This is a genomic window from Streptomyces sp. NPDC104313 (assembly GCF_055583985.1).
The window spans coordinates 63,558-76,808 of record NZ_JBVJMW010000005.1 but is presented as its reverse complement, the minus strand read 5'-3'; the positions used below and the strand labels follow the sequence as shown (position 1 = coordinate 76,808).

Below are 13,251 nucleotides of genomic sequence, written 5' to 3'. Positions count from 1 at the left end.
CACGCGAAAGCGTGAGGCGCCCGGCCCTCGTCCGTCCCGACGTCTCAGACCGCCGGCTCGGTGGCGGCTTCGGACTCCGGGGCGCTCGCCGACTCCGCGGGGCCGCTCGCGGAGGAGGAGCCCTCCACCGGGGGCGGGTCCGTGTCGTCGGTGGGCGTCGGGGACGGGTCCGGTGACTCGCTCTGGGACTCGGAAGGTGTGGGGCTCGGACTCTCGCTGTCGGTCTCCGTCGGCCGGGGCGAGGTCTTCGTCGGCGTCGGCTTGCCCGGCGAGCTGCTCCCGCCGTCCGTCGGGTCGTCCGTCCCCGGCGACGTACCGCCCGACGTGGAGGCGCTCGGGGACGGGGAACCCGAGGTGCTGGGGCTCGCCGAGTCCGAGGGTCCGGGGGTCTCGGGCGCCTCGCCGCCGGCCGTCTCCCCCGCCGGGGCGGAGTCGCCCGTGGGCTCGTCCGCGGGCAGGCCGTCGTCGCCCGGGTCCTCGGTGGCCGTCTGCTCGGTGGTGACGTTGCGGCTGCCCGGCTCGTCACCGTCGCCCGCGGTGACGCCGAGCGTGACGACGGTGCCGAGCACCGCGATCAGCGCCGCGCCCGCGCCCGCGGCGGCCAGGTTGCGCCGGGCGCCGCCCAGGACGGCCCGGCCGGGGCCCTTGCGCGCCGCGGGGCCGGGCGGCAGCGCGGAGATGACCGTGGGCTTCTCCTCGGCCGGCTGCCGCAGGAACGCCGGCGCTCCGGGGAAACCACCGGGCGGCGTGCCGGGAGCGTCCAGCCGCACCATGGGCACCGCGTCGACCGATGCGGTGCGGCCGAGGGGGGCGAAGTCGCCGGAGCGGTCCGCGACCAGGGCGAGCGCGCGGCGTCCGGCCACGGCCCCGGACTTGTCGGCGAGCGCGCCGCGCATCCCGATCGAGGTCTCCAGCTCGGTCCTGGCCCGGTCCGGATTGCCGGTGCAGAGCGCGAGGACACCCAACTCGTGGTGGAAGTAGGCCTCCTCGGCGACCTCACCGGCGATCCTGGCGGCCTCCTGGCCGATCCTGAGGGCCCGTTCCCAGGCTCCCCAGCCCAGACCCGCCGCGAAGGCCGGGGAGGCGCTGCGGGCCAGCAGGACGGCCGCGCTGGCCGCTCCCGCCTCGTCGCCCGGGACCAGCCGGCCCAGGGAGGCGACGATCGCGTCCGCCTCGGCGACGGCGCGTTCCGGGGTGACCGAGGGGTGCGAGGTCCACCAGGCGTAGTGCTGGGCGGCGGTACGGGCGTGGGCGGCGGCGGTGTCCTCGTAGCCGGCCGCCGCCAGCTGGGCGAGGACTCCGGCGGCGAGGCGGTAGCGGGGGCCGGCCGGGGAGAGCAGGCCGCAGGCCGCGAGCTCGCCGAGCGCGGCGTCCGCGTGGGTGTCGCCCACGAGGGCCGGCAGATGGGCCTGGTGGGGCACCTCGCCGCCGAGGGCGACGGCGAAGCGCAACGTGGCGCGGGCCGCCTCGCTGAGCCGGGAGGCGAGCAGCTCGGCGGGCGCGGCACCCTCGCCGAGGCTCGGCAGGGGTACGTCGAGGGCTTCGGCGGCGGGCGCCGCGGGGGCCGGCCGCGCGTCGTCCGCGCGTGGCTCGAAGTAGTCGTACTCGTCGAAGGCTTCGGGGCCGGAACGCAGCCGGTCACGCTGGACGAGGAGGGATCCGGCCTGGACGAAGCGGAGCGGCAGTCCCTCGGACTCGAACCAGAGGTCGCCCGCCCAGTTCCGCTCCTCCTCCGTGAGGGGGCGCTCGACGACCTTCTCCAGCAGCGCCAGCGAGGCGCCGCGGCCGAGGCCGGCGAGGAGTACCTCCTCCAGGTGGGCGTCGACACCGGGGGTGGTGCCCTCGGGGGTCGCGGCGAGCAGGAAGGCGCACTCGGGGGTGGCGGCGAGCAGTTCGTCGAGGGCCGCTCCGCCGATCTCCAGGTCGTCGATGGTGACGACGGCGCCGATGGACCGGACAAGCGCGAGCAGTTCGTCGCGGTCGGGGCGGTGGCCCGGGGCCTTGTACACGGTGTCGAAGAGGGCGTGCAGCAGATCGGCGCCGGTGCGGCTCCGGCCGTTGAGGCGGACGACTCCGTCGGGGGCCAGGTCCGCGCAGTCGGCGGCGACGGCGTCCAGCAGCGCGGTGCGGCCGGATCCGGCCTGGCCGGTGAGGCGGACGGTGCGGCCGCGCGCCAGCAGACGGACCAGGCGCTCGCGCTCCTCCCGGCGTTCCAGGAGAGGCAGTTGCGGGGCGGGCGGGCCCGCGGGCACCGGGGGCGCTCCGGCGCGTTCGTGGTCGGCGCGTTCGGCGGGGGTGCGGCGGACCGGGGCGTCGGGGCCCGAGCCGGGCGGGCAGGACTCGACCTCGCTGCCGTCGACGGGGTTGACCGTGAGCAGCAGGTCGCCGGCGGTCAGTTGGACGACGCGGACCTGCTGCGGTGTGCCCGGGCCGAATTCGGCGCCGCCGGATTCGCGGGACGGCCGACGGTGGCCGGGCTCGCCGCCGGGGCGGTCGTGGCCCTGCTCGTACTCATCGGATGCCCGGTGTGTCGGGTCCATCGCAAAGTCCCCCAGACGCGTCGTGCGCGGTTGCCCCTCCCGGCCTCACACGCGCCCCGCTGTCGCTTCCGGTCCGGTGTCCGCCCATGGGTTCGTTGTCATTCGGCGGACGGCCGAACCCTAGACCTTGGCACAGTATTCCTGAACCGCCGGGGTGGCACGCCGTCCAGGACGTCACGTTCCGGTGAGGATTGCGTGGCTTCTGCCGCCTGGTGCGGTCCGTCCGGCCGTACGGATCCTGGCGAATGGCGTGCGGCCGTACGGATACCGGCGGGGCGAGCCGCCGCGCGCACGTCCTCAGACGCGCGGCAGCGACTCCGCGGCGATGCCGCCCTCGATGGCCAGGATGCGGTGCAGCCGGGTGGCCACCAGGAGGCGCTGCATCTGCGGGGGTACGCCGCGCAGCACGAGGCGGCGTCCGGCCCGTCCCGCCCGGCGGTGGGCTCCCATGATGACGCCGAGTCCGGTGGCGTCCCAGGAGTCCAGCTCGGTCAGGTCCAGCACGAGATCGCCGACTCCGTCGTCCACGGCCGAGTGCAGGACCGTACGGGCGTCCGCCGCGCTTCGGACGTCGAGGCGGCCCCCGACGACCAGCTCGGCGTGGTCGCCCCTGATGTGCATATGTGCTCCCCGGTCATGTTCCGTAGAAGGTCCGTCTGTCTGTTGTGCCGTCGGCTCTGTCTCCGCCATGCGTGGCCTTGCCTCTTCCACGCGTGGTCCTGTCTCTGCCACCACTGACTGTCGCGACGACAGGGAAGTTGCCGTCTGTAAGCGAACCGCTATCGAATTCACTCGGTGGAGTGACTCCGGTTCGCCTGCGACCGGTCGCTGCCGGGGAGAATCCCCGGCTTCCCCGGCCCGGACGGCGGCGGGCCTGCGGGCCGGGGAGCCGGGTCCGGTCAGTACGTGTAGAAGCCCTGCCCGCTCTTGCGCCCGATGTCACCTGCGTCGACCATCCGGCGCATCAGCTCCGGGGCGGCGAACTTCTCGTCCTGCGACTCGGTGTAGATGTTGCCGGTGGCGTGCAGGAGGATGTCGACGCCGGTCAGGTCCGCGGTGGCGAGCGGGCCCATGGCGTGGCCGAAGCCCAGCTTGCAGGCGATGTCGATGTCCTCGGCCGAGGCGACGCCCGACTCGTACAGCTTGGCGGCCTCGACGACGAGCGCCGAGATCAGCCGGGTGGTGACGAAGCCCGCCACGTCGCGGTTGACGACGATGCAGGTCTTGCCGACCGACTCGGCGAACTCCCGCGCGGTGGAGAGGGTTTCGTCGCTGGTCTTGTAGCCGCGCACCAGTTCGCAGAGCTGCATCATCGGGACCGGCGAGAAGAAGTGCACGCCGACGACGCGTTCCGGACGCTCCGTCACGGCCGCGATCTTGGTGATCGGGATGGCGGAGGTGTTGGACGCGAGGACGGTGTGCTCGCCGACGACCTTGTCCAGGGCCCGGAAGATCTCGTGCTTGACTTCCAGCTTCTCGAAGACGGCCTCCACCACGATGTCCGCGTCGGCGACGGCGTCGAGGTCGGTGGTCGTGGTGATGCGGGCGAGCGCGGCCTCGGCGTCGGCCGCGTCCAGCCTGCCCTTGGAGACGAACCTGTCGTACGAGGCCTTGACGCCGTCACGGCCCCGGGTCAGCGCGGCGTCGGTGACATCCCGCAGCACGACGTCCCAGCCCGCCTGGGCGGAGACCTGCGCGATCCCGGATCCCATGAGTCCGGCCCCGATGACGGCGAGCTTCCTGGCCACGTTCGCACCCCTTGGTCTCTGTTCGCCCGTGCGCAATTGTTCACGGCGGTTCACATGCTCTCCGGCGGAGGTTAGTACCCGTCGGGCGCGCTGGGGCGGTGAAGAGATGCGCGTCACGTCTCAGATGACGGACATCACACCGGGACACGTCATTCGGCTCCGCGCCGCGCGTAGTTGAGGACCTGGTCGCCCAGCAGCCCCTCGATCTCGTCGAGAACGCCGAGGGCGTCGTGGGAGACCTCGACGGCCTTGCGGCCCTTCATCATCTCCTGGCTGACGTAGCCGACGAGGGCGCCCTCGATCCAGGCGATCTGGCCGCCGACGAGGAGCGGCAGCGGGTCGTCCTCGCCCGCTCCGGTGTCCTCGCGCAGGGTGGCGACGACGGACTGGAGCACCTCCTGCTGGAGGTACCAGAGGCGGGCCTTGAGGGTGGGGGCGTCCTCGATGACGCGCATGAAGTCGGCGAAGCCGTCCATCAGCCCGAACTCCGGGGAGACCGCGACGACGGCGGCCCGCACCTCGCGCAGGACGGCCTCGGCGGCCGACTCGCCCGGGTCGCGGGCCCGGACGTACCGGGCGACGCGCTGGGTGACGTGCGTCATCCGGTCGAGGAAGAGGTCCTCCTTGGCCGGGAAGTAGTTGTAGACGGTGTTCACGGAGACGTCGGCCAGCTCGGCGATCTCGGCGACGGTCACCGTGACGAAGCCGTGCTGGAGGAACAGCCCGGTCGCCATGTCCGAGATGCGCTGCTTGGCCTGGCGCTTCTTGCGTTCCCTGAGTCCCTCAGCCATGCCTCCATCGTAGGACGCATCGGACGATCATGGTGTCAATGAATTTTTGGAGTCATTGCAATTTTAGGCTCACTCTGTTTTTCTGACCCCATGACCGTCATCAGCACCTCCGGGCTGGCCCGGACCTTCACGACCCCGAGCGGCCCGGTGGAGGCCGTCCGTTCCATCGACCTGACCATCCGCGCGGGGGAGATCGTCGGCCTCCTCGGCCCCAACGGCGCGGGCAAGACGACCACCCTGCGCATGCTCACCACGCTCCTCGCCCCTACCGGCGGCGCGGCCACCGTGGCCGGCCACGACCTCCTCACCGACCCGGCGGCCGTCCGCGCGGTCTGCGGGTACGTCGCCCAGTCCGGCGGCGTCGACCCGTATCTGACCGTCCGGGAGGAGCTGGTCACCCAGGGCAGGCTGTACCGGCTGAGCCGGGCGGAGGCGGCCGCGCGCACCGAGGAGCTGGCCGCCGTCCTCGGCCTCGACGGGCTGCTCGACCGGAAGGCGGCGAGCCTCTCCGGGGGCCAACGGCGGCGGCTCGACATCGCCATGGGCCTCACCCACCGGCCGGCCGTGCTCTTCCTGGACGAGCCCACCACGGGCCTGGACCCCGGCAGCCGGGCCGATCTGTGGGATCTGGTGCGGAGCCTGCGCGACAACCACGGCACCACCGTCGTCCTGACCACGCACTACCTCGACGAGGCCGACGCGCTGGCGGACCGGCTGATCCTCGTCGACGGCGGCACGGTCCTCGCGGAGGGGACCCCGGCCGAGCTGAAGGCCCGGTACGCCGGCTCCCCCGACGCCTCCCTCCAGGACGCGTTCCTGGCCGCCACCGGCCGTCCCATCACCCCTGCCGACTCCGCCCCCGCAGCCGTATAGGACCCGACCATGCTCTTCCACGACACCGCGATCATCTTCGGGCGGTACGCCCGGCAGACCCTGCGCTCCCGCTTCCAGATCTTCTTCGGCACGCTGGTGCCGCTGCTCCACCTCCTTTTCTTCGGTCCACTGCTCCAGGACCTGCCACTCGGCTCCCCCGCCGACTCCTGGCAGATCCTGGTGCCCGGCCTGCTCCTCCAACTCAGCCTGTTCGGCGCGTCCTTCGCCGGCTTCGCGATCATCATCGAGAAGTCCACGGGTGTGGTGGAACGGATGCGGGTGACCCCGGTCAGCCGGCTGGCCCTGCTGCTGGGGCGGGTGCTGCGCGATGCCCTGCTGTTCACCTTCCAGGCCGTCCTGCTGGTGCTCGCCGCGCTGCTGATGGGGCTACGGGCCCCACTGGCGGGCATCCTCATCGGCTTCGCGTTCACCGGAGTGCTGGCGCTGTCGCTCGCCTCCCTCTCGTACGCCCTGGCCATGCGCGTCACCACCCCGCAGGAGTTCGGGCCGGTGATCAACGCGGTGACGATGCCGGCCATGCTGCTCTCCGGTCTGCTGCTGCCCATCACCCTGGGGCCCGGATGGCTGGACGTCGTCTCGCACCTCACCCCGTTCCGCTATCTGGTGGACGCGGTACGGGACGCCTACGCCGGCTCGTACGCCACCGCTCACATGCTCTACGGGGTCCTCGTCGCCGTGGGCCTCGCCGCCGCGGCCCTGACCGTGGGCACACGGGTCTTCAGGCGGGCCGGAACGTAACTACGCTGGGCCCATGGTCAATCTGACGCGCATCTACACCCGGACCGGCGACCAGGGCACCACGGCCCTCGGCGACATGAGCCGCACCGCCAAGACCGATCTGCGGATCTCGGCGTACGCGGACGCCAACGAGGCCAACGCGGCGATCGGCGCGGCCATCGCGCTGGGGCAACTGCCCGAGGAGCTGGTGAAGGTCCTCGTACGCGTCCAGAACGACCTCTTCGACGTGGGCGCGGACCTGTGCACCCCGGTGGTCGAGGACCCGAAGTATCCGCCGCTGCGGGTCGAGCAGTCCTACGTCGACAAGCTGGAGGCGGACTGCGACACCTTCCTGGAGGAGCTGGAGAAGCTGCGCAGCTTCATCCTCCCCGGCGGTACGCCCGGCGCGGCCCTGCTGCACCAGGCGTGCACCGTGGTCCGGCGCGCCGAGCGGTCCACCTGGGCGGCGCTGGAGGTGCACGGGGAGTCGATGAACGCCCTGACCGCCACCTACCTCAACCGCCTCTCCGACCTCCTGTTCATCCTGGCGCGGAGCGCGAACAAGGAGGTCGGGGACGTGCTGTGGGTGCCGGGCGGCGAGCGCTAGCGGATCGCCGGCGGGAGTCCGCCTACCGGTCGGCCGGCTCCCGTTCCGTGACCGTGTCCTTCGGGGCCTCCTTCGGGAACAGCGTGTAGCTCCCGGCGATGATCAGGTTGACGCCGATCACCAGGCCCATCTTCTGCTGCCAGGCCCGCAGCGAGCTGATCTCCCCGCCGGAGCCGACGTACCAGACGGCTGCCTGGAGCAGGCCCAGCGCGACCACCGCGGCAAGGATCCAGCGGGCCGCGGTGCGCCACTCGTGGGCGGCGCGCGCCCTGCCGTACTTCGGCGGCCTCACCGGCGGCGGGCCGCCGAACCAGCGGTGGGAGACGCGGGCGTCCACCCACCTGATGGTGGCGTGGCCCAGGCCCACCGTGAAGCCGATGTAGACGGCGGCCAGACCGTGCTTCCAGTCCGGCTCGGCGCCGTTCCTCAGGTCGATGACCGTCACCACCAGCAGCACGACCTCCAGCAGCGGCTCGCACAGCAGCACGGCCGCGCCGAGCTTCGGCCTCCTCGCGACGTACCGCAGCGCCAGTCCGGCGGCCAGCAGCACCCAGAACGCGACCTCACAGAGCACAACCAGTAGCGCGATCACAGTCACTCTCCTCCCGTTCTCCTCCAGCCTTCCGTCCGGCGTGCGGGAAAGCGTCGTCGGCGGTGACGAAACGGGACTGCATCCTTCGATGTAGCCGTACATCGACCCCCGAAGGGAGGCCGGGCAGCAGCGCTGCGTGTTGGATGGAGGGGTGCTCACCGCGATCCGCCCCCACCGCGACGACGTCGTCCTCGCCGCCTCCGGGCTGCTCGGCGGGCTGCTCCTGTGGCTGCTCGGCCTGCACACCCAGGGCGGCCGCCCCCTCACCGCCCCGTGGGTCTCCCTCCTGCCGATGACCGTGATGGCGGCGATGGAGCTGCTGCGCCGCAGCGCCCCGCGGACGGCGCTGAACGTCGGCACAGTGATGCTGGTCGCCGACCAGTTCACCCGGGGCAGCCTGGCGACCCTCCTGATGTTCACGGACATCATGTACGCGGCCGTGCTCTACGGGACCCCGGCCGCGGCCCGCCGCATCCCGGTGACCACACTCCTGATCACCGTCGCGAGCACGATCGGCTTCCTGGCCTGGTTCCGCCGGCCCGAGGCGCTGCTGATCGGTGTCGTCACGGGACTGGTCTCCTTCGTGCCCGCGCTCACCGGCGTCGTCGTGCGCAACCACCGTGTCGCGGCCGAGGCCGCCCGGCTGGCCGCCCGCCAGACCGCGCGGCTGGCCGAGATGGACCGGACGCAGGCGGTGATCGCCGAGCGCGCCCGGATGGCACGGGAACTGCACGACATGGTGGCCAACCACCTCTCCGCCGTGGCGATCCACTCCACGGCGGCCCTGACCATCGACGACCCGGACACCTCCCGGAACGCCCTGAAGGTGATCCGGGAGAACAGCGTCGAAGGACTGGCGGAAATGCGCCGGCTGATCGGGCTGCTGCGGGAGGGCGGCGAGGACAACGCCCCGGCGGCGGCCCCGACGCTCGCGTCCCTGGACGTGCTCATCGACCAGACGAACGTCAACGGGGCCTCCAGCGGGCTGGTCTGCACCCTGGAGGACACCGGGGAGGCGGCGCCCGCCGCACTGCCGACGCCGGTCGAGCTGGCCGCGTACAGGATCGTGCAGGAGTCCCTGACCAACGCCCTCAAGCACGCGGCGCCGGGCCCGGTCGTGGTGCGGCTCGCCCACGGTGACGGGGTGCTGACGATCGAGGTGACCAGTGTGCTCGGCAGCCGCCCGGGACCGACGGCGCCCGGTTCGGGGGCGGGCCTGGTGGGCATGCGGGAGCGGGTGGCGCTGCTCGGCGGGAGGATCGCCGCGGGGGCCCAACCGGACGGCGACGTAACCAAGATCTGGCGGGTACGGGCTCAACTGCCCGTGACGGAAGGAACGATGAGGGAATGACGATCCGGGTACTGGTCGCGGAGGACCAGTCGGCGGTGCGCGCGGGGCTGGTACTGATCCTCTCCAGCGCGCCGGACATCGAGGTCGTCGGAGAGGCGGGGGACGGCGAGGCGGCGGTGCGCCTGGCGCGTGAACTCCGCCCGGACCTGGTGCTGATGGATGTGCAGATGCCACGCCTCGACGGGGTGGCGGCGACGCGGCAGGTGGTCGAGGAGGAGCTCGCGGACGTCCTGGTGCTGACCACGTTCGATCTGGACGAGTATGTCTTCGGGGCGCTGCGCGCGGGTGCGTCGGGCTTCCTGCTGAAGAACGCCGACGCCCGCGATCTGCTGGAGGCGGTGCGGACGGTGGCGCGCGGCGAGGGGCTGATCGCTCCGGCCGTGACCCGCCGGCTGATCGCGGAGTTCGCCGGGGCGTCCCCCGTACGCGGCCGGGGAACGGCCGATCCGGCGGTGCTGGACGCGCTCACGCGGCGCGAGCTCGAGGTGCTGGGGTGCTTGGGCGAGGGCCTGTCGAACGCGGAGACCGCGCTGCGCCTCTCGATGGCCGAGGCCACGGTGAAGACCCACGTCAGCAGGCTGCTGGGCAAGCTGGAGCTGCGCAGCCGGGTCCAGGCGGCCGTGCTGGCGCAGGAGTTGGGGATTCGAGCCACCTCCTGATCTTTGGTCCAGACCTCTTGACGATTGGTCCAGACCTTCCTACTGTCACCGACACACACTGCGGTGAGTACGAGAGCACCCGTACTCAGGGCGGCGCAGGGTTTGCAGTCCACGAATCACCCCCCGTTTGTTGGACCTCACCCGAGGAGCACCGTTGAGCACTGATTCCCCCCAACGCCGATCCAGGTTCAGATGGATACCCTCTGTGAGCGGCCGGTCCAAGGTCGTCGCGGGCCTGACCGCGCTGGTCGTGCCGCTGGCCGCGATGGTGGGACTCGCCTCCCCCGCCTCGGCAGCCGCGTCTGCCACCGCCACGTACACCAAGAAGTCCGACTGGGGCAGCGGCTTCGAGGGCCAGTGGACGGTGAAGAACACCGGCACCACCGCGCTCTCCTCCTGGACCGTCGAGTGGGACTTCCCCTCGGGCACCACGGCCTCCTCCGGCTGGGACGCCACGCTCACCAGCAGCGCCGGCCACTACACCGCCAAGAACCTCTCCTGGAACGGGTCCGTGGCGCCCGGCGCCAGCGTCAGCTTCGGCTTCAACGGCACCGGCTCCGGCGCCCCCACGGGCTGCAAGCTGAACGGCGCCTCCTGTGACGGCGGCCCCACCATCCCCGGTGACAACCCGCCCACGGCCCCCGGTGCCCCCACCACCAGCGAGGTCACCGACACCTCGGTCAAGCTCAGTTGGAGCGCGGCGACCGACGACAAGGGCGTCAAGAACTACGACGTGCTGCGCGACGGCGCGAAGGTCGCCACGGTCACCGGCACGACGTACACCAACACCGGGCTGACCGCCGGCACCGACTACTCCTACGCCGTGCAGGCCCGGGACACCGCCGACCAGACCGGCCCGGTCTCCGGCGCCGTCTCCGTGCGCACCACCGGCGGCGGTGGCCAGCAGCCCGGCGGCGACAAGATCAACATGGGCTACTTCACCAACTGGGGCGTCTACGGGCGCAACTACCACGTGAAGAACCTGGTGACGTCCGGTTCCGCCGCGAAGATCACGCACATCAACTACGCCTTCGGCAACGTGCAGAACGGCAAGTGCACCATCGGCGACGCCTACGCCGACTACGACAAGGCGTACACCGCCGACCAGTCCGTCGACGGTGTCGCCGACACCTGGGACCAGCCCCTGCGCGGCAACTTCAACCAGCTGCGCAAGCTGAAGGCCAAGTTCCCGCACATCAAGATCCTCTGGTCGTTCGGCGGCTGGACCTGGTCCGGCGGCTTCGGCCAGGCCGTGCAGAACCCCGCCGCCTTCGCCCAGTCCTGCCACGACCTGGTCGAGGACCCCCGCTGGGCCGATGTCTTCGACGGCATCGACCTCGACTGGGAGTACCCCAACGCCTGTGGTCTGACCTGTGACACCAGCGGCCCGGCCGCGCTCAAGAACATGGCCGACGCCATGCGGGCGAAGTTCGGCCCGAAGTACCTGGTCACCGCCGCCATCACCGCAGACGGCTCCAACGGCGGCAAGATCGACGCGGCCGACTACGGCGGCGCTTCCCAGTCCTTCGACTGGTACAACGTGATGACGTACGACTTCTTCGGCGCCTGGGCGGCCAAGGGCCCGACGGCCCCGCACTCGCCGCTGACCCCGTACACCGGCATCCCGCAGGCCGGCTTCTCCTCCTCCGAGGCCATCGCCAAGCTGAAGGCCAAGGGCGTCCCCGCCAAGAAGCTGCTCCTCGGCATCGGCTTCTACGGCCGCGGCTGGACCGGCGTCACCCAGTCCGCACCCGGAGGCACGGCGACCGGCCCGGCCTCGGCCACGTACGAGCCGGGCAACGAGGACTACAAGGTCCTGAAGAACACCTGCCCGTCCACCGGCACCATCGCCGGTACGGCCTACGCGCACTGCGGCACCAACTGGTGGAGCTACGACACCCCGGCCACCATCGGCACCAAGATGACCTGGGCGAAGAACCAGGGCCTCGGTGGCGCGTTCTTCTGGGAGTTCTCCGGTGACACCAACAACGGTGAACTGGTGAACGCGATCAAGAGCGGCCTCCAGTAGCCACGACGGTGCTCCCCACGCCATAACGGCAAGCACCGCCCCGGAAAGCACCGGGGAGACGGGTCCGCCCCCCGCCTCCCCGGTTTTCCGCTGTGTGCGCACTCCCCGCCCCGACGGCGTTCCACCGGCCCCCTACCGCCGCTCCCCCACTCCGGCGACCTGCTCCGGGTGCTCGACGGCGAGCCGGTCATCGCCGGTGAGCGCGCCTTCCGTCCCGGGCCGCGCCTCGGACGCGTGAACCGTCCGGCACCCCAGCGCCGCGCGCCAAGGTCACGCGCTCCCTGTCGATGGCGCAAACGTCCACGGCGAGCCGCCGCACGGAGGAGCCCTGCGAACAGTTCTCCCGCCGGGTGCGCACGGTGCTACGCGACGTTCACCCGCTGGCCGGGCGGCGCCGCCTCCAGCCAGGCGAGGAAGCCGGTCAGGGCGTCCTCGCTCATCGCCAGCTCCAGGCGCGTCCCGTGGTGGAGACAGCCGAGCACGACGGAGTCGGACAGGAGCGCCAGCTCCTCCTCGCCCTCCGGCAGCCGGCGGGCGATCACCTCGATCGCAGAACGCTCCAGGCCCCGGCGGGGGCGAGGAGCGTAGGAGAAGACCCGGAACCAGTCGACGCGGTCACCGCTGTAGCGGGCGACCCCGTACACCCAGCCTTTGCCGAGCGCATCGGGTTCCTCCGACACGTCCCAGCGCAGGCTGCAGTCGAAGGTTCCTCCGGACCGCTGGATCAGCCTCCGGCGCAGGCCGAAGACGAACAGCCCCAACAGGACCGTGACGATGACGGACGCGCCCACCCACAACGCGAGGACCATCTCCACCGACCTCCTCGCATCGTCGAGTAACGAACACCGAAACCGTATGGCACCTGCATCGCCTCAGCCGCGACACGGCTGGATTGCTCCAGCTCGGGCCGCGGCTGAGTAAAAACATCTGTCAGTGGGGTGCTAGCGCACCGCCACCGCGCGCAGTCGTACGTCGGCGCGCCGCTGGGCAGCGGAGTCCACGTCCGACTTCGCGAGTTCCAGCGCCCGCTCGGCGCGCTCGACATCGATCTCGTCGGCCAGCTCGGCGATCTCGGCCAGCAGCGACAGCTTGTCGTCCGCGAACGAGATGAATCCACCGTGCACAGCGGCGATGACGGTGCCGCCCTCACTCGTGCGGATCGTCACCGGGCCCGATTCCAGCACACCGAGAAGCGGCTGGTGACCGGGCATGACGCCGATGTCGCCGGACGTGGTGCGCGCGACGACCAGGGTGGCCTCGCCGGACCAGACACTTCGGTCGGCGGCGACCAGCTCGACATGCAGCTCAGCAGCCAAGGGTGGC

The 13,251-nt window shown here is 71.7% G+C and carries 13 protein-coding genes; 6 read left to right on the top strand and 7 right to left on the bottom strand.

What is annotated here, in order from left to right:
• Positions 1-44: 44 nt before the first annotated feature.
• From ACZ60Q_RS13895 to ACZ60Q_RS13880, 4 genes are all read right to left on the bottom strand, one after another.
• Complete coding sequence (locus ACZ60Q_RS13895) at positions 45-2,540, bottom strand: ATP-binding protein (protein ID WP_469632967.1); 2,496 nt, start codon at positions 2,538-2,540, stop codon at positions 45-47.
• 297 nt (positions 2,541-2,837) lie between these two features.
• Positions 2,838-3,161 carry an STAS domain-containing protein gene (locus tag ACZ60Q_RS13890; protein WP_003966237.1) on the bottom strand — a complete coding sequence of 108 codons (324 nt, stop codon included), beginning with the start codon at positions 3,159-3,161 and terminating at the stop codon, positions 2,838-2,840.
• Positions 3,162-3,439: 278 nt separating this feature from the next.
• Entirely contained in the window at positions 3,440-4,288 is an 849-nt protein-coding gene (locus ACZ60Q_RS13885; RefSeq protein WP_469632963.1) for a 3-hydroxyacyl-CoA dehydrogenase family protein, read from the bottom strand.
• A gap of 149 nt (positions 4,289-4,437) precedes the next feature.
• Entirely contained in the window at positions 4,438-5,079 is a 642-nt protein-coding gene (locus ACZ60Q_RS13880; protein WP_469632960.1) for a TetR/AcrR family transcriptional regulator, read from the bottom strand.
• 90 nt (positions 5,080-5,169) lie between these two features.
• Here ACZ60Q_RS13880 and ACZ60Q_RS13875 point away from each other — a divergent pair, with 90 nt between their 5' ends.
• From ACZ60Q_RS13875 to ACZ60Q_RS13865, 3 genes are read left to right on the top strand one after another with little or no spacing between them, the layout of a single operon-like run.
• Positions 5,170-5,952, top strand: a complete 783-nt coding sequence (locus tag ACZ60Q_RS13875) for an ABC transporter ATP-binding protein (RefSeq protein ID WP_469632957.1) — start codon at positions 5,170-5,172, stop codon at positions 5,950-5,952.
• A 9-nt stretch (positions 5,953-5,961) separates the two neighbouring features.
• Positions 5,962-6,711: an ABC transporter permease gene (locus ACZ60Q_RS13870; protein WP_469632954.1), complete on the top strand. Its 750-nt coding sequence runs from the start codon at positions 5,962-5,964 to the stop codon at positions 6,709-6,711.
• 13 nt (positions 6,712-6,724) lie between these two features.
• A complete protein-coding gene (locus ACZ60Q_RS13865) occupies positions 6,725-7,297 on the top strand; it encodes a cob(I)yrinic acid a,c-diamide adenosyltransferase (protein ID WP_469632951.1) in 573 nt (190 codons plus the stop codon).
• A 22-nt stretch (positions 7,298-7,319) separates the two neighbouring features.
• Here ACZ60Q_RS13865 and ACZ60Q_RS13860 read toward each other — a convergent pair whose 3' ends face one another.
• Positions 7,320-7,889, bottom strand: a complete 570-nt coding sequence (locus ACZ60Q_RS13860) for a hypothetical protein (protein ID WP_469632948.1) — start codon at positions 7,887-7,889, stop codon at positions 7,320-7,322.
• Positions 7,890-8,040: 151 nt separating this feature from the next.
• Here ACZ60Q_RS13860 and ACZ60Q_RS13855 point away from each other — a divergent pair, with 151 nt between their 5' ends.
• From ACZ60Q_RS13855 to ACZ60Q_RS13845, 3 genes are all read left to right on the top strand, one after another.
• A complete protein-coding gene (locus ACZ60Q_RS13855) occupies positions 8,041-9,240 on the top strand; it encodes a sensor histidine kinase (RefSeq protein WP_469632945.1) in 1,200 nt (399 codons plus the stop codon).
• Positions 9,237-9,899, top strand: coding sequence for a response regulator (locus ACZ60Q_RS13850; protein ID WP_469632942.1), 663 nt, complete (start codon positions 9,237-9,239; stop codon positions 9,897-9,899). The genes ACZ60Q_RS13855 and ACZ60Q_RS13850 overlap by 4 nt, the downstream gene beginning before the upstream one ends.
• 154 nt (positions 9,900-10,053) lie before the next feature.
• The gene (locus ACZ60Q_RS13845; protein ID WP_469632940.1) at positions 10,054-11,928 is read left to right on the top strand and encodes a glycosyl hydrolase family 18 protein; all 1,875 of its coding nucleotides are present in this window, start codon (positions 10,054-10,056) and stop codon (positions 11,926-11,928) included.
• A 362-nt stretch (positions 11,929-12,290) separates the two neighbouring features.
• Here the strand turns inward: ACZ60Q_RS13845 and ACZ60Q_RS13840 are convergent, their stop codons facing one another.
• Positions 12,291-12,737, bottom strand: a complete 447-nt coding sequence (locus ACZ60Q_RS13840; RefSeq protein WP_026290719.1) for a DUF2550 domain-containing protein — start codon at positions 12,735-12,737, stop codon at positions 12,291-12,293.
• A 132-nt stretch (positions 12,738-12,869) separates the two neighbouring features.
• Positions 12,870-13,244: a F0F1 ATP synthase subunit epsilon gene (locus ACZ60Q_RS13835; protein ID WP_469632938.1), complete on the bottom strand. Its 375-nt coding sequence runs from the start codon at positions 13,242-13,244 to the stop codon at positions 12,870-12,872.
• Positions 13,245-13,251 lie beyond the last annotated feature (7 nt).

Bases quoted from the DNA above. Each gene is read 5' to 3' on its own strand.
- ACZ60Q_RS13895 (WP_469632967.1), bottom strand. From the start codon at position 2,540: ATGGACCCGACACACCGGGCATCCGATGAGTACGAGCAGGGCCACGAC.
- ACZ60Q_RS13890 (WP_003966237.1), bottom strand. From the start codon at position 3,161: ATGCACATCAGGGGCGACCACGCCGAGCTGGTCGTCGGGGGCCGCCTC.
- ACZ60Q_RS13880 (WP_469632960.1), bottom strand. From the start codon at position 5,079: ATGGCTGAGGGACTCAGGGAACGCAAGAAGCGCCAGGCCAAGCAGCGC.
- ACZ60Q_RS13875 (WP_469632957.1), top strand. From the start codon at position 5,170: ATGACCGTCATCAGCACCTCCGGGCTGGCCCGGACCTTCACGACCCCG.
- ACZ60Q_RS13870 (WP_469632954.1), top strand. From the start codon at position 5,962: ATGCTCTTCCACGACACCGCGATCATCTTCGGGCGGTACGCCCGGCAG.
- ACZ60Q_RS13865 (WP_469632951.1), top strand. From the start codon at position 6,725: ATGGTCAATCTGACGCGCATCTACACCCGGACCGGCGACCAGGGCACC.
- ACZ60Q_RS13850 (WP_469632942.1), top strand. From the start codon at position 9,237: ATGACGATCCGGGTACTGGTCGCGGAGGACCAGTCGGCGGTGCGCGCG.
- ACZ60Q_RS13840 (WP_026290719.1), bottom strand. From the start codon at position 12,737: ATGGTCCTCGCGTTGTGGGTGGGCGCGTCCGTCATCGTCACGGTCCTG.